At 65.5% G+C, this 15,902-nt stretch carries 14 protein-coding genes; 12 read left to right on the forward strand and 2 right to left on the reverse strand.

The genetic code is table 11. From position 1 onward, the window contains the following. Positions 1 to 77: 77 nt before the first annotated feature. Positions 78 to 431: an Rv2175c family DNA-binding protein gene (locus ACNQPB_RS16280; RefSeq protein ID WP_074590526.1), complete on the forward strand. Its 354-nt coding sequence runs from the start codon at positions 78 to 80 to the stop codon at positions 429 to 431. Between the two features lie 148 nt (positions 432 to 579). Here the strand turns inward: ACNQPB_RS16280 and ACNQPB_RS16285 are convergent, their stop codons facing one another. Both ACNQPB_RS16285 and ACNQPB_RS16290 read right to left on the reverse strand, forming a co-directional pair. Further along, on the reverse strand, positions 580 to 1,671 hold the full coding sequence (locus ACNQPB_RS16285; RefSeq protein ID WP_498753460.1) for a polyprenyl synthetase family protein: 1,092 nt from the start codon (positions 1,669 to 1,671) through the stop codon (positions 580 to 582). Beyond that, positions 1,668 to 1,955: a hypothetical protein gene (locus ACNQPB_RS16290; RefSeq protein WP_498753461.1), complete on the reverse strand. Its 288-nt coding sequence runs from the start codon at positions 1,953 to 1,955 to the stop codon at positions 1,668 to 1,670. The genes ACNQPB_RS16285 and ACNQPB_RS16290 overlap by 4 nt, the downstream gene beginning before the upstream one ends. Positions 1,956 to 2,365: 410 nt before the next feature. Here ACNQPB_RS16290 and dinB point away from each other — a divergent pair, with 410 nt between their 5' ends. The 11 genes from dinB to ftsW all read left to right on the forward strand — a co-directional run bounded on the left by dinB (position 2,366) and on the right by ftsW (position 15,902). After that, entirely contained in the window at positions 2,366 to 3,583 is a 1,218-nt protein-coding gene (gene dinB / locus ACNQPB_RS16295; RefSeq protein ID WP_498753501.1) for a DNA polymerase IV, read from the forward strand. A gap of 221 nt (positions 3,584 to 3,804) precedes the next feature. After that, positions 3,805 to 4,167, forward strand: a complete 363-nt coding sequence (locus tag ACNQPB_RS16300) for an SCO2097 family morphological protein (RefSeq protein ID WP_498753462.1) — start codon at positions 3,805 to 3,807, stop codon at positions 4,165 to 4,167. Positions 4,168 to 4,501: 334 nt separating this feature from the next. Continuing rightward, positions 4,502 to 4,933 (forward strand): division/cell wall cluster transcriptional repressor MraZ, encoded by a 432-nt coding sequence (mraZ, locus tag ACNQPB_RS16305; RefSeq protein WP_498753502.1) that lies wholly within the window; start codon positions 4,502 to 4,504, stop codon positions 4,931 to 4,933. A gap of 161 nt (positions 4,934 to 5,094) precedes the next feature. Beyond that, positions 5,095 to 6,093, forward strand: coding sequence for a 16S rRNA (cytosine(1402)-N(4))-methyltransferase RsmH (rsmH, locus tag ACNQPB_RS16310; protein WP_498753463.1), 999 nt, complete (start codon positions 5,095 to 5,097; stop codon positions 6,091 to 6,093). Continuing rightward, positions 6,090 to 6,749 (forward strand): cell division protein FtsL, encoded by a 660-nt coding sequence (gene ftsL / locus ACNQPB_RS16315; RefSeq protein WP_498753464.1) that lies wholly within the window; start codon positions 6,090 to 6,092, stop codon positions 6,747 to 6,749. Before rsmH ends, ftsL begins: the two co-directional genes overlap by 4 nt. A gap of 44 nt (positions 6,750 to 6,793) precedes the next feature. Further along, a complete protein-coding gene (locus tag ACNQPB_RS16320; protein ID WP_498753465.1) occupies positions 6,794 to 8,590 on the forward strand; it encodes a peptidoglycan D,D-transpeptidase FtsI family protein in 1,797 nt (598 codons plus the stop codon). Between the two features lie 226 nt (positions 8,591 to 8,816). After that, complete coding sequence (locus ACNQPB_RS16325) at positions 8,817 to 10,469, forward strand: UDP-N-acetylmuramoyl-L-alanyl-D-glutamate--2,6-diaminopimelate ligase (RefSeq protein WP_498753503.1); 1,653 nt, start codon at positions 8,817 to 8,819, stop codon at positions 10,467 to 10,469. A 6-nt stretch (positions 10,470 to 10,475) separates the two neighbouring features. Further along, a complete protein-coding gene (locus ACNQPB_RS16330; protein ID WP_498753466.1) occupies positions 10,476 to 11,966 on the forward strand; it encodes a UDP-N-acetylmuramoyl-tripeptide--D-alanyl-D-alanine ligase in 1,491 nt (496 codons plus the stop codon). Further along, positions 11,963 to 13,072: a phospho-N-acetylmuramoyl-pentapeptide-transferase gene (gene mraY / locus ACNQPB_RS16335; RefSeq protein WP_498753467.1), complete on the forward strand. Its 1,110-nt coding sequence runs from the start codon at positions 11,963 to 11,965 to the stop codon at positions 13,070 to 13,072. Before ACNQPB_RS16330 ends, mraY begins: the two co-directional genes overlap by 4 nt. Continuing rightward, complete coding sequence (gene murD, locus ACNQPB_RS16340; RefSeq protein WP_498753468.1) at positions 13,054 to 14,631, forward strand: UDP-N-acetylmuramoyl-L-alanine--D-glutamate ligase; 1,578 nt, start codon at positions 13,054 to 13,056, stop codon at positions 14,629 to 14,631. Before mraY ends, murD begins: the two co-directional genes overlap by 19 nt. A gap of 2 nt (positions 14,632 to 14,633) precedes the next feature. Next, positions 14,634 to 15,902 carry a putative lipid II flippase FtsW gene (ftsW, locus tag ACNQPB_RS16345; protein ID WP_498753469.1) on the forward strand — a complete coding sequence of 423 codons (1,269 nt, stop codon included), beginning with the start codon at positions 14,634 to 14,636 and terminating at the stop codon, positions 15,900 to 15,902.

Genomic DNA, 15,902 nt, shown 5'->3' on the forward strand with positions numbered 1-15,902 from the left:
TCATTGATCAATCGGCTTTGGCAAAGCGGGCGGCCCCCGGCTAGGCGAAGCGGCCCGGGCGTGGCAACCTTGTTTTCGTGAGTACTGTAGAAAGCCTCGTTTCCGAATGGCTGCCGCTTCCCGACGTCGCCGAAATCCTCGACGTTCCCATTACCAAGGTCCACGGACTCCTGGATGAGCGCGCACTGGTTGCGCTGAGGGTAGGCGAACGGAAGATCCGCAGCATCCCGGCCCTCTTCATCCAGGACGGTCATGTGCTGGACAGTCTGAAAGGTACCGTCGCGGTGCTGGGGGATGCCGGTTACACCGATGAGGAACTCATCGTCTGGCTCTTCACTCCGGATGAGTCCCTCCGCGGCCGGCCCGTGGACGCCCTGCGCGAAGGCCGCAAGACCGAGATCCGCCGCCGGGCGCAGTCTCTGGCCTGGTAGCCGCAGGACATACCCCCGGGCGGTTGCCCGCCACAACAGAAGACGACGGTAAACAGAGGACGACGGCGGCAGGTGACCTGCCGGCGTCGTCCTCTGTTCTGATTATTCTTATGGGTGTCCGGGTATTACGGGTGCCCGCGCGGCCTTCTCAGGCGGCCCGGCTCACGGCGGCCTCGGCAAGGCCCCGGAGCGCAGACAGGGGAAGCTCGGCGAGGGGGAGCTGCTCAAGGGCTTCGAAGGCCCGGCCGCTGAGTTCGTCGATCATGGCCTCGGTGGCGGCAAGTGCCCCGCAATCAACCATGATCTGCCGGATCTTCCCCACCTCGCTTTCGTCCAGGTCCTGCCGGCCAAGGTTGGCATCAAGGTAGGCGGAAACTGCCGGCTCGCTTTGGTTGATCGCGAAGCCGACCAGTACGGTCCGCTTGCCTTCGCGCAGGTCATCGCCGGCCGGCTTGCCCGTGGTCCCGGGATCGCCGAAGACGCCCAGGACGTCGTCGCGCAATTGGAAGGCCTCGCCCAGCGGAAGCGAGAAAGCCGAATAGCCGGCGAGCAGGGCCTCGTCCGCGCCGGCCAGAGCACCGCCCAGGCCCAGCGGGTGCTCGGCAGAATACTTCGCCGACTTGAAGCGGATGATCGAGGTGGCCCGGTCCACGGCGCCTGCACGGTCCCGCACGGGTCCGGCCACCTCTTCAAGGATGTCCAGGTATTGCCCGGCCATGACCTCCGCCCGCATCAGGTTGAAGATGTGCCGCGCAGGAGTTCCCGACGCCGCGCGCGGGCCAATGCCGGTGAACGCCTCTTCACTGAAGGAGAGGCACAGATCGCCGGTCAGGATCGCCGCGGCATGGCCGAAGCGTTCCTCGTCCAGTGCCCAGCCTTCCGTCTGGTGGAGCTGGCTGAAGCGTCGATGCACACTGGGACCGCCCCGCCGGGTATCGGAGCGGTCAATGATGTCGTCGTGGATCAGTGCCGCGGCCTGGAACAGTTCCAAGGCGCAGCCGGCATTGACGATGTCCGGGTGCGCCGCGTCACCGCCTGCACCCCGCCAGCCCCAATACGCCATGAGGGCCCGGAGGCGCTTCCCGCCGGTCACCAGCTTCGAGATCGAATCCATCAGCGGGGCGACATCCGGGGAGATGTCCGCCATGACGGTTTCCTGCCGGGCGAGGAAGCTGTGGAGTCCGCCGGCAACGTCCGCGATGAAACGGCCCTGCTCGGCTGCAATCTGCGACGCCGTCACTTCAGGGACCCGGCCGCAACGTTGGCGCCGACGGTGAAGGTGGAGACACCTGCTTCTTCGATGACCGAGATATTGGCCGTTTCGCCGTTGGCGCGGATGAGGTCACGCGACTTGGTGCCGCCCACCTTGTCTCCGGGTACCGCCTTGAAACCCTGGGCCGTAAGGGCGGAGGTGTAGAAGGTGAACACTGCGGAAGCGGGTGCTGCGATGGTGCCCACAAGAGCTGCAGAAGCAGGTGAGGAGTTCTTGTCGAGGCTGCTGGATTTGATGCTCGCCTTGGGCATGAGGGGAATCAGTTTCTGCGGGAAGCCCGGCGCAAGCGATGCGACGGCGGCGGCCGCGCCCGGAACCGGGGAAGTTGCCGCCTCAGGAGAGGCGGAAGACGACTCCGCGGGCTGCTGCTGGCTCGCCTGGGCCGATGAAGGAGATCCAGGGGACGAGGGGGCGCCGCACGCGGCAGCGGCCAAAGCAATGCCGGCAGCACAAGCGGCCAGAGCTGTGCTCTGGTGCCTTCGAACGAACTTCACAGGGGATTCCTCCTGGGGGAGACGGTGCCGGATGCTGCCTACAGTTTAGCGTTCGGGCCCCCGGCCCGATTTCGCAGCACCAGGGCCCGGCCCCGCCAGGTACGCGGCACCGGGCATAGGATTTTCCTGTGAGAACAGACGGAGCTACTGGAGGCGGCGCCGGGCGGATTGACCCGTCAACGCTGAAGGAACTCCGGCGTACCAGCATCCTTCACGTGGACATGGATGCCTTCTTCGTTTCCGTCGAATTGCGCTCGCGCCCGGAATTGCGTGGCAAGCCGGTCATCGTCGGATTCCCCTCGGAGCGCTCCGTAGTGCTGTCCGCTTCCTATGAGGCGCGCGGGGTCGGTGTGAAATCCGCGATGCCGATGGCTGTCGCCATGCGCTTGTGTCCTTCCGCCGTGATCCTTGAGCCCCGCCACCACCTCTACTACGACGTCTCCGCGGAATTGATGCGGATCTTCGAGTCGATTACTGACTTGGTGGAGCCGCTCAGTGTCGACGAAGCGTTCCTCGACGTCGGAGGAGCCATCCGGCGGCTGGGTCCGCCCGTGGAGATCGCCAAACTGGTCAGGCGAAGGGTGTCCGATGAGCTGGGCATCACCGCTTCCGTCGGCATCGCTGCGAACAAGTTCGTGGCCAAGATCGCCTCAACGCGCTGCAAACCGGACGGGCTTTTGCTGATCGAAGCGGACCGCACTGTTGAATACCTGCACAGCCTGCCCGTGAACGCACTGTGGGGAGTGGGTGCGAAGACCGCGGAGGTGCTGGCCAGGCTCGGGATCCGCTCGGTTGCGGACGTCGCCGCCACGCCTCTGGCGGCCCTCCGGAAGATACTGGGGGCATCCGGGGAACACGTCCACCGTCTGTCCATGGGGCTTGATCCCCGCCCGGTGACGCCTGTCCGGCTGGAGAAAAGCATCGGCGCGGAGGAGACCTTCGCGGTCGATACCTTCGACGACGCCTTGCTCCACCGCGAACTGCTCCGGCTCTCGCACCGTACCGCCACGCGCCTGCGGGCCAGCGGAATGATGGCACGAACGGTGGCCTTGAAACTCCGCTACGCCGACTTTTCCACTGTGAGCAGGAGCAAGACGGTCCATACACCGGTGGATAGCGCCCAACTCGTCTACCAGGTCGCTTCCCAGTTGCTGGCTTCCCTGGGCGCCCGGCCGATGAGTGTCCGCCTCATCGGTGTGAGGCTGGAACAGCTTGAAACAGCCGATGGTGCCGCGCTGCAGCTGAGCCTGGACCGGCGGGATGACAACTGGCGCTCGGCGGAGCAAGCGTTGGATCAGGTGAGCAGGAAATTCGGCGGAAAAACAGTGCTCCCGGCCCGCTTGCTCGGGCCGGGCATGGAAAGAGGGCCCGACGGCGCCCAATAGTGCCGGAAAGCCCGTCCTGCACACTTGGTGCGTCTTTCAGAACTGTGCGCAACAAACTATCCTATAAATACACACAGAATTAGATCGTCTGGACAAAGTGCCTCATCGCGTCTGGTTCCATGGGCTAGGACTGGGAACCCTTTTTCAGGCCGGTCCGTTTATGGATACAGAGGCGATGGCCGCCCCTTATCTGGACCCTGGCCGACTACAAGGAGGTCGCGATGCCCCTCTCGGAGCACGAACAGAAGCTTCTCGAGCAACTTGAGAAGCAGCTGCATGAGGACGATCCGAAGTTCGCCAATTCAATGGGGTCGGATCCCATCCGTGCCTGGTCGACCCGGCACATCATCATGGGAGTCCTTGGCACCATTGCCGGTGTTCTGCTCTTGTTGGTCGGTGTCTCCCTTCAGAACATTTTCCTGGGCGTTCTCGGTTTTGTCGTCATGGGCGCCGGCGTCTATTTCGCGACGCTCCGCAGGATCTCCGGCGGCAAGCTCAAGTCCCGCAAACCGGGGAAGCCGAAGAGTTCCTTCATGAACAACCTCGAAGAGCGCTGGGATGAACGCCGCCGCGGCGATGACTAGCTGAGTCCTTCCGCGGAGGTTTCCCGGAATCCCCCACTTCGCACCACAGACCACGCATCTGAAGAAAAAAGACCCGTTTGACGGGTCTTTTTCCGTTTAAGCACAGCGGCATAGTCTGCGCACGGACACCGCACGCCGCGCGGTGCGAATTTCCCTCCACTTCCCACCACGCACGGCATTCCCCGGGTTCCTGCGGCCAAATTCACCCCGAGTGGTGCCAAAACGCCCGCGTGTGCGTTGACTGTGGGGGCTTGTGGAGTAAAGTGGAGGACGTAAGAGGGTAGTGGCGGAGTGGGGCAGGTACGGCACCTTTTCACGGATGGGCGGTGAGCCAGTGTTTCTTGGCACGCATTCACCGCGTCTGGATGAGAAGGGGCGCATCATCCTCCCCGCCAAGTTCCGGGAGGAACTTGCAGAGGGTCTCGTCCTCACCAGGGGGCAGGAACGCTGCATCTACGTCTTCAGTCAGCGGGAATTCGAACGTATCCACGAATCCATGCGGGAGGCCCCCATCTCCTCCAAGCAGGCTCGTGACTACATCCGGGTTTTCCTGTCCGGAGCCTCTGACGAGGTGCCTGACAAGCAGGGGCGCGTGACGATTCCGCCGGCGCTCCGGGCCTACGCAGGACTCGGCCGGGAACTGGCGGTCATCGGAGCCGGCACCCGGGCAGAGATCTGGGATGCCCAGGCCTGGGACGAGTACCTCACCGAGAAGGAAGCCGCCTTCTCGGAGACCGACGACGACAACCTTCCCGGATTCATCTAGACGACGGGCAGCACCTGCTTCTTGGACGGGATCTCCAGCCGCCCATTGCACGCCAACCTGGCTCACCTTCCCCGGAGCCAGGCGGACGCAGCGATAGGCGCGGATGGGGATCCGGCCCAAGAAGCAATGAAGAGCCAGCGAACAAGTACTGAGGAGGCCGCATGGAAGAGCAGAACACGCCAAAGCCGACCTCTGAGCGCCATGTGCCGGTCCTGAAGGACCGGTGCATCAATTTGTTGGCACCAGGTTTCGAAGCCGCACGCGGCCGCGGGGAGACACCTGTGGTCATCGATGCGACGCTCGGCATGGGCGGACACTCCGAAGCAATGCTCCAGCGTTTCCCGGACCTGCACCTCGTGGGAATCGACCGCGACGAGGAAGCCTTGGCCCTGGCAGGGGCGCGTCTCAAGCCCTTCGGGAAGCGCACCGACCTTGTTCACGCCGTCTATGACGAGATCGAGGAGGTCCTGGAGGACCTGGGGCTGTCCGAAGTGCACGGCATCCTGATGGACCTCGGCGTTTCGTCCCTCCAATTGGACGAGCGGGAACGCGGCTTCGCGTATTCCTACGACGCTCCTTTGGACATGCGGATGGACACGAGCCGCGGGCAGACAGCGGCCGACGTCGTCAACAACTACTCCGAAGAGGAACTTGTCCGGATCATCCGGAAGTGGGGCGAAGAGAAGTTCGCGGGACGGATCGCGAACCGGATCGTCGCCGCCCGGGCTGACAGGCCCTTCACCACCACTGGTGAACTCGTCGAACAGATCCGCAGCGTGGTGCCGGCCGCCGCTGCGAAATCCGGCGGACACCCGGCGAAGCGCACCTTCCAGGCATTGCGCATCGAGGTCAACGAGGAACTCGATGTCCTGGAGCGGGCCGTTCCCGCCGCCGTTGATTCCATCGCCCTCGGCGGGCGCGTGGTGGTGATGTCCTACCACTCGCTCGAGGACAAGATCGTGAAGTCCGTCTTCCAGAAGCGTTCCAAATCCTCGGCACCGCTGGGCTTCCCGGTGGAGCTTGAGGAACACAAACCCGAACTGAAAACACTGACCAAGGGCACCGAGGTGCCCACCGCAGAAGAAATCGCCGAGAACCCCCGGGCTGCCTCAGCCCGGCTGCGGGCCGTTGAACGGATCAAAGCAAGGAGAAACGCATGAGCACCGCTGCTGCGAAGGCAACGCCGTCCACCGTGGGCAACACCGCGCGCGCCCTGCCCCTGCGTTCGGCCGACGCCGGCCGCAAGGTCCGCACGCCGCTCTCCCTGGTCCGGAGCACCCCTGGCAAGCGCAGGGTGCCCTTCTTTGTCTTCTGCTTCAGCGTGCTCGCCGCGGCGCTGCTGACGGTCCTGGTCCTCAACATCTCCGTCTCCACCGCCCAGTACAACCTGGTCCAGCTGAAGGCCCAGGACGCCACCTTGGCCAAGCAGAACCAGGAACTGACACAGCAACGCCAGGCATTCGAAGCTCCCCAGAATCTGGCTGCCAAGGCTGCACAATTGGGAATGGTTGCTTCCACTGCCAAGGGCCAGATCAACTTGGAGACTCTCGCGATCACCGGCGATGCTACGCCGGCGCTCAAGGGGACCGGACGGGGTGCCGTCATCGCGCCTCCGGCAATCACCGGCCAGCTTGATGCTGTCCCCCCGGCAAGCAGCAAGGAACCGCTGGAGAGCCATGCTCCCTCTGCAGGCAAGGACGAGAAAGCCGACGCAAAGCCCAAGCCTGCAGCCAAGAAGGCGGCGCCGAAGGCTCCGGCAATGAACCTCAACGGAGGCTCGGTGCCGGCTCCCCCGCAGAAGGCACCCGGGCAGTAAGCCTCCAGCCGAACTGACAGCAAGGCAAGCAGCAAGGAAACGACGTGGCGCAGAACTCCGGGAAATCGAAAACGAAGAAGGCGTCAACGGCCAAGCTGCGGCTGCGTGTAGGCCTTGCCTTGATGCTGACCTTGCTGCTGGTGGTCGGCGGCAAGTTGTTCCTCGTCCAGGGACTGGACATGGGCGGCATGGCCGAAGCCGGCATCAACAAGCGACTGACACCCGTCGAGCTGCCGGCCGAGCGGGGACAGATCCTTGACGCCAATGGCACCGTGCTTGCCAGCAGCGTGATCCGCTATGACATCGTGGCGGACCAGCGGGTCAACACCAACACCCCGGAATTCGGGCGCTACAACAGCGCCACCAAGGAAGTAGACACCGTCAGCCGTGATCAGGGCATCAAGGACCTCGCTTCTGCGCTCGGAACCGATGCTGCGGCCCTGACCACGGCGCTGACGGGGGACAAGCCGTACGTCGTCCTTGCCCGCGAAGTGAAACCGGACCTCGAGGACGCCATCTCCAGGCTGTCCATTCCGGGGGTCGTCTCCAAGCCCGTCAGCAAGCGCGTCTACCCGAACGGCAGCGTAGCCGGCGGCGTCATCGGTTTCCTCCAGGACGGCACCACCGGCCAGGCCGGCATCGAACAGACCCAGGACGAAGTGCTGCGCGGCACCCCCGGAAAGCGCGTGTTCGAGATCGGCGCCGACGGCCTCCGCATTCCCGTGGCCACGGACGAGCTGACTCCCGCCGTCAACGGCAAGGACGTGAAGCTGACGCTCAATACCGACCTGCAGTACTTTGCGCAGCAGGCCATCCAGAGCCAGGTCAACAGCCTCAGCGCGCAATGGGGATCGATCGTGGTGATGGACGTCAAGACCGGCAACATCGTCGTCATGGCAGATACCAACGCCCCCGATCCGAACAAACCGGGTGGTGTTGCCGCTGCAGACCGGGGCGTGCGTTCCGTGACGGCAGCCTATGAGCCGGGGTCGGTGGAGAAGATGATTACGGCAGCGGCTGCCATCGAGGAAGGAAAGGCCAGCCCGCTGGACACCTTCACCATTCCTCCGACCGTCACGATCGACGGCGAGACTTTCAGCGATGCTTTCACCCACGGTACCGAGAAGCGGACCTTGGCCGGCATCCTGGGCTGGTCCATGAACACAGGCACCGTGATGGTCGGCAGCCGGCTGAGCAAGCAGCAGCGCTATGACTGGCTGAGGAAGTTCGGCATCGGCGAGGCCCCGGACATCGGACTGCCCTCGGAAGCCAAGGGCATCCTTGCCAAGCCGGACCAGTGGGACAACCGCCAGCAGTACACGGTGCTGTTCGGCCAGGGTGTTTCGCAGTCCACCCTGCAGACGGTCCGGGCTTACCAGAGCGTCGCCAACGACGGCGTCATGCTCCAGCCCCGCCTGATCGACAGCTACATCTCACCTGACGGAACTGAAGAGAAGGTCCCCGCCAAGGAATCCCGCCGGGTGGTCAGCAAGGAGACAGCACAGAAGATCCGGGACATCCTGGAGAGCAACGTCACCGAGGGCGAGATCAAGGAAGCCGCGATCGACGGTTATCGGGTCGGTGCCAAGACCGGTACTTCCGAGGCCCCCCGCGAGGACGGGCTGCCGGGTTTTGACGGCTTCACCGCGTCCATGGTGGCCATGGCCCCGATGGAAAACCCGCGCTTCATCGTCGAGGTGGTGGTGCAGCGACCGAAGGGCAACATCTACGGCATCACGAACGGTCCGGTCCTGCGTTCGGTCCTCGGCCAGGTGCTGCGTACGTACAACGTTCCGCCCTCCACCGGGACCCCGGCCCGGTTCCCGCAGTTCGCCAAGTAGCCAGTTCGCCAAGTAGCCAGTTCGCCAAGTAGCCAAACCCGGCCGGCGCAGCCTGCCGAGTAAGCTTGTGTGGCAGCTGTCCGGCCACACCCTGAGTCCTTTTACACTGATCCATCCACGCCGCATCCGGGAACCGCTGGCCCTGAGTCATCGGGCCCGGCAGCGCGGCCAGTTCCACGAGTACCATCGGAGACCCACCTTGCCAGAGCAGAATGACGCCATTCAGATCCCGCCCGGGACTCCAGCGACGGCTGGAAGCACGGCCGCAGGGCGCAGTGGTTTCCGTCCGGCCAAGGTGGCTCCGGTGCCGCTCCGCGAGATCGCGGCGTCGCTGGGAATCCAGGCGCCCGAAGCAGGCGCAGGCGTTGCCGTTACGGGTGTCTCCTTGAATTCCCGGGCCGTGGAGCCGGGCGACCTGTACCTTGCCCTGCCCGGAGCGAGTCGGCACGGCGCTGAATTCGCCGGACAGGCCGTGGCGGCAGGGGCGGTCGCTATCCTCAGCGACGACGACGGCGCGCAGCGGCTTACGGCCGACGGCGGCCCGGGCGTTCCGGTGCTGTCCGTCCGGGAGCCGCGTACCGCCGTCGGGCCTGTTTCCGCGCTTGTCTACCGCAGCCAGCCGGCGGGGGAGGTTTCGCCGACGCTTTTCGGGGTGACCGGCACCAACGGCAAGACCACCACCACTTACTTCATCAATTCCCTGCTGCGCGCCCTGGGCAAGACGCCCGGCCTGATCGGAACCATCGAAATCCTGGCCGGCGCCGAGGCGATCCCAAGCCTGCTGACCACACCTGAGTCCCCGGACGTCCACGCATTGCTTGCGCTGATGCGCGAGCGGGGCCTGGACGCCGCATCCATGGAGGTTTCCTCGCATGCGGTGTCGTATCGGCGCGTGGACGGGGTGATGTTCGACGTCGCCGGCTTCACCAACCTCACGCAGGACCACCTGGACCTGCACGGCAGCATGGACGAATACTTCCGCACCAAGGCGGAGCTTTTCACGCCGGCCCGCTGCCGCCGCGCGGTGGTGATCGTCGACGACGAGTGGGGCAGAACCCTCGCGGCGGAAGCAACAGTGCCGGTCACCACGCTGTCCCTGCAGGCCACGCTTTCCCTGCAGGGAGCCCAGGCACCGGAAGCGGACTGGACCCTGGCCGGCAGCACCCCGCGCGGCCTCGGCAGCGGCTTTGTGCTCCGGCACCGCGACGGCGGCGAACTGAGGGCACGCACAGCTCTTCCCGGTGACTTCAACATCGCCAACGCGGCCTTGGCCAGCATCATGGTCCTTGAATCCGGCGTCGGCCGTGATGTACTCCAGGCGGCCCTCGAAGAGCAGGACCCTTTCGCGGTCTCCGTTCCCGGCCGCATGCAGCTGGTTTCCGAGGCGCCGGCGTCAGTGGTCGACTTCGCCCACAACCCGGATGCGCTCGCCCGTGCCCTCGAAGCCGTCCGCTCCCGGGAGGAGGGCTCGCGGGTGATCGTCGTTTTCGGCGCTACCGGCCAGCGCGACCAGGGCAAACGCCCGACCATGGGTGCAATCGCAGCCCGCCTGTCCGACATCGTGATCATCAGCGACGACGACCCGCATGACGAAGACGCCGCAGCCATCCGCGCGGAGGTCCTCGCCGGTGCCGTCGCTGCCCGGGACAACGAGCAACTGGGCTGCGAAATCATCGAATCCTTCCCGCGCGAGGTGGCGATCCGCAAGGCCGTGGAGCTCGCCACCGAGAAGGACACTATCCTGGTGGCCGGCCGCGGCCACGAAGTCTGGCAGGAAGTCAAAGGCGTCAACCTTGCCCTCGACGACAGGGAAGAACTGAAGGCTGCCTTGACAGCCAGGGGATTCCGGGTTCCAGCAGACGAGCGGATAGAGTCCTAGACCGAGATGATTGCACTGACAGCGGCGGAAATCGCCCACATCACCAATGGAACCCTTGCAGCCGATCCCGGGATCGTCCCCCTTTCCGTGGTGACGGACTCCCGCGAAGCCGAAGCCGGCTCGCTTTACGTGGCTAAGCCCGGAGAGCACGCGGACGGCCACAGCTTCGTCGGGGCCGCCTTCGAACGCGGCGCTATGCTTGCGCTGTGCGAACGTGAAGTCGCCGATTCAGAGGGCCGGCCGTACCCCGCCGTCATCGTCGAGGATGCCGTCCTCGCGATGGGCGCCCTCGCGGCCGAAACGGTCCGCCGCATCCGCGCGGAGCGCACCGCGGCAGGCGAACAGTTCACCGTCATCGGCATCACCGGCTCGGCAGGCAAGACCACCACCAAAGACCTCCTGGCCGGAATCCTGTGCAAAGCCGGGAAGACCGTGGCGCCCAAGGGCTCCTATAACGGCGAGGTCGGCGTCCCGCTCACCGTCTTCACCGCGGACGCCGGCACCCGGTACCTCGTGATCGAAATGGGTGCCACGGGAATCGGCCACATCGAATACCTGGCCGGCATGGTGAAGCCGGACATCGGCGTCGTGCTCGTCGTCGGAACAGCCCACGCCGGCGAGTTCGGGGGAGTCGAAAACATCGCCCGGACCAAGGGCGAGCTGCTCGAGGCCCTTGGCGCGGACGGCACGGCCGTCATCAACCTCGACGATCCCCGGGTGGCCGCCATGGCCCCGCGCACTGTTGCCCCGATCCTTGGAACGAGTTCGGCCGGCGCCGCCAGTGCCGTCGTCGAGGCGCGCGGCGCGGACATCGACGCCCTGGGCCACCCGGTGTTCGACCTCGTACTGCCTGACGGCGCCGGGCCGCGTCCGGTGCGCAGCAAACTGATCGGCGCGCACCACCTGGGGAACCTGCTCGCCGCCGCAGCGGCCGCTTACGCCGCGGGCATCCCCGGTGACGACATCGCGGCGTCGCTCTCGGAGCAGAGCGCGGCCAGCCGCTGGCGCATGGAACGCACCGAACGCGCAGACGGCGTCACCGTCATCAACGACGCCTACAACGCCAACCCTGAGTCCATGCGGGCTGCGTTGCGCACCCTGGCGGACATCGGCCAGGGCCGGCGCACCTGGGCAGTGCTGGGCGCGATGCTCGAACTCGGCGAGGATTCGATCCGCGAACACACGGCCATCGGAACCCAGGTGGTCCGGCTGAACATCAACCGGCTCCTGGTGGTGGGACGCGAAGCCCGCGCCATGTACATTTCGGCCATCCAGGAAGGCTCCTGGGGCGATGAATGTGTCTTCGCCGAAACGGCTGACGAGGCCTTCGAGCTCCTCCAGCAGCAGCTTGAACCGGGTGATCTGGTGCTGTTCAAGTCCTCGAACGGCGTTGGGCTGAGGCATCTGGGCGATCGGATAGCATTAGCCCCACAGGCGGGGACGATCATGGACACTGCGGCTGTAGCTGCCGCCAATGAAGGGAACGAGCTGCTGTGATTGCACTGTTGATCGGCGCCGGCGTCGCCCTCCTGGTGGCCTTGATAGGCACTCCGCTTTTCATCCGTTTCCTCGTCCACAAGGGCTACGGACAGTTCATCCGCGACGACGGACCCACCACGCACCACACCAAGCGCGGAACCCCCACGATGGGCGGCACCGTGGTGGTGGCGGCGGTGCTCATCAGCTACGGATTGACCCACCTCATCATGTGGATGATGAACCCGCGTTCCCCCGGCCCCTCCGCGTCCGGGCTGCTGCTGCTGTTCCTGATGGTCGGCATGGGCTTCGTGGGCTTCCTCGATGACTTCATCAAGATCTCCAAGCAGCGCAGCCTTGGCCTGAACGCCAAGGCCAAGCTGATCTTGCAGGGCCTCGTCGGCATCGCCTTCGGCATCCTCGTGCTCCAGTTCCCCAACGCCGACGGGATCAGCCCCGCCTCCTACGAGATCTCCCTGGTCCGCGACATTCCGTGGCTGAACCTCGCCTTCGGCGGTACAGTGCTCGGCGCCATCCTCTTCGTAGTCTGGTCGAACCTGATCGTCACTGCGGCCACCAACGGCGTCAACCTCACCGACGGCCTGGACGGCCTCGCGGCGGGCGCCTCGATCATGGTCTTCGGCGCCTACACCCTCATGGGGATCTGGCAGAACAACCAGGCCTGCGGCTCGCCCAGGCAAACCGGCAGCGGCTGCTACATGGTCCGCGACCCCCTGGATCTCGCCCTGCTCGCGGCCATCCTGAGCGCAGCCCTGGTCGGTTTCCTCTGGTGGAACACTTCCCCGGCAAAGATCTTCATGGGTGACACCGGCTCGCTTGCCATCGGCGGTGCCGTGGCCGGTTTTGCGATCCTCTCCCGCACCGAACTGCTGCTGGGCATCATAGGTGGCCTGTTCGTGCTGATCACCCTCTCGGTGATCATCCAGGTGGGCTACTTCAAGGTCACCAAGGGCAAACGCTTCTTCAAGATGGCCCCGCTGCAACACCACTTTGAACTCAAAGGCTGGGCCGAGATCACCGTGGTGGTGCGCTTCTGGATCCTCTGTGGCCTCTTCGTCGCTGCCGGGCTCGGTATTTTCTACGCTGAATGGGTGGTGCTGCTGTGAACACGAACGACCGGCTCAAGGAACTGACCAGCTGGGATGCGGACTGGCGCGGCCTGCGGGTGGTGGTCACCGGCATCGGCGTTTCCGGTTTCTCCGCGGCGGACACCCTGATCGAACTCGGCGCCCGCGTGGTGGTGGTCGACGCCGCCATCACACCGAAGGCTGAGGCCCAGGCTGACACCCTGAAGATCGTCGGCGCCGTGGATGTCCTCCTCGGCCCGGACGCCGTACTCACCATCCCCGAGATCGACGGCGAGAAGCCCGAACTTGTGGTGACTTCCCCGGGGTGGCGGCCGGACCAGGCCCTGCTCGCCGCGGCGAAGCGGGCGCACGTCCCGGTGTGGGGCGACGTCGAACTCGCCTGGCGGCTGAGGGAGCGCGAGGGCCGCAAGACGGCCGACTGGCTCACCATCACGGGGACCAACGGCAAGACCACCACCGTGGGCATGACCGAATCCATGCTGCAGGCAGCGGGCCTGAAGGCGATCGCCGTCGGCAACGTCGGCACACCCATCCTGGACGCCCTCCGCGACCCGGTCGACTACGACGTCTTCGCCGTCGAGCTCTCCAGCTTCCAGCTGCACTGGAGCGAATCGCTGTCCCCGGCCGCAAGCGTCTGCCTCAACGTCGCCGAGGACCACGTGGACTGGCACGGCTCCTACGAGGCCTACCTGGCGGACAAGGCCAAGGTCTTCGAAAACACCCGGATCGCCTGCATCTACAACGCGGAGCAGATCGAAACCGAACGCATGGTGGAGAACGCCGACGTCGTGGAGGGCTGCCGCGCCGTCGGCTTCACCACGGTGACGCCCGCCATCAGCATGCTCGGCGTCGTCGAAGGCCTGTTGGTGGACCGCGCCTTCATCGCCGAACGCAAGGACTCGGCCACCGAGCTAGCTGCGCTTTCGGACCTCGGACCGGTGGCGCCCCGCCACCTCGTGGCCAACGCGCTGGCCGCCGCGGCATTGGTCCGTGCCTACGGGGTGGAGCCCGCCGCGGTGCGCGAAGGCCTCAAGCACTACCTGCCTGGCAAGCACCGCATCCAGCCCGTCAGCAAGCACGGCGACGTCCTCTGGATCAACGACTCCAAGGCCACCAACCCGCACGCCGCTGCGGCGGCCCTCGCCGCCTTCGAGAACGTGGTCTGGATTGCCGGCGGCCTGTCCAAGGGCGTCAACTACGACGACCTGGTCAAGGAGCAGGCGCACCGCCTCAAGGCCGTGGTCCTCATCGGCACCGACACGGAAGCCCTGGAAGCCTCCCTTCAGCGACACGCAGCGGATGTCCCCGTGATCGGGCAGCCCAAGGGCGAAACTGAAGAGGCGCAGACCCCCGGTACGGACCGAACGGGCGAGGAACTGTCGCCGATCTTCGGGGACACCGTGATGGCCCAGGCCGTTGCCGCAGCCGCCCGGATCGCCGTACCGGGCGATACGGTGCTGCTGGCTCCGGCGGCCGCGTCCATGGACCAGTTCTCGTCCTACGCCCACCGGGGCGACGCTTTCATCCAGGCAGTTCGCGATCTCGTGGAAGGCACGCCACAGACCACCGAGGAGTAGCAATGGTCACCACGCCCACCCGCCAGGCGCCGGCCAAGAAGGCAGCCGGGCAGAAGCCAGGGCTTCGGGACCGTTTCCGGCGGCTCTGGGAGGGCATCGAAGGCAAGGGCGCGGTAGCCAACAGCTCTACGTACTACCTGATCCTCGGCTGCACCCTCGCGCTCACGGCGATCGGCATCATGATGGTGCTGTCCGCCTCCAGCGTGGAAGCCATTTCGGTGGGCAGGTCGCCCTACGCTGATGCGATGAAGCAGGCCGGCTTCGGCGTGCTTGGCATCATTGCGATGTACCTCATTTCGCGGACCAACGTGACCTGGATGAAGCGGCTCTCCTGGCCCGCCATGGGCGTGGTGGCAATCCTCCTCGTCCTCGTCCAGGTGATCGGCCGCAAGACCCTCGGCAACCAGAACTGGATCGACGTCGGCGGAGTCAGCATCCAGCCGTCCGAAATCGCCAAGCTCGTGCTCTGCGTCTGGATCGCCACGGTGCTGGCCCGCAAGGAGAAACTGCTCCACCGCTGGATGCACGTGATCATCCCGGTGGTTCCGGGGGCCGGCCTGGTCCTCGGACTGGTCCTGTTGGGCAACGACCTCGGCACGGCCATCGTGGTCATGGCCATCATTGCGGCGGGCCTGTTCTTCGCAGGCGTCCCCGGCAAGATGCTTGCCATCGCGGGTGCGGCCGGTGCGGTCGCCGCCGCCGTGCTGACCGTCAGCAGCGCCAACCGCATGTGCCGGATCACCTCCTGGCTCGGCAACGCCTCGGACACCTGCAAGGCCCAGTTCGATTTCGACTTCCAGTCCACCAACGGCATGTACGGCCTCGCCCAGGGCGGATGGACCGGGCTTGGCCTGGGCCAGAGCCGGCAGAAGTACAACTGGCTCCCGGAAGCCCACAACGACTTCATTTTTGCGATCATCGGCGAGGAACTGGGCCTGCTGGGCACCATCGTGGTCCTGCTGCTTTTCGCGATCCTGGGCATCGCGATCTTCCGCGTCGTGATCCGGCAGACCGACCCCTTCCAGCGCACGCTTGCCGGCTCCATCATGGTGTGGCTGCTCGGCCAGGCGAGCATGAACATGGCCGTCGTCACCCAGCTCCTGCCGGTCATCGGGGTGCCCCTGCCGTTCATTTCCTACGGCGGCTCGGCGCTGTTGATGTCCCTTTGTGGCGTGGGCGTAGTGTTGTCCTTGGCCCGCGCCCAGATCGCACCCGGCAACCGCCCCCACCTGTGGGGCAGATCCGCGAAAACTGCACGAAAGCGTAAATAG

This window comes from Curtobacterium sp. LFS079, assembly GCF_047977865.1.
In the GTDB taxonomy this organism is placed as follows: domain Bacteria; phylum Actinomycetota; class Actinomycetes; order Actinomycetales; family Micrococcaceae; genus Arthrobacter.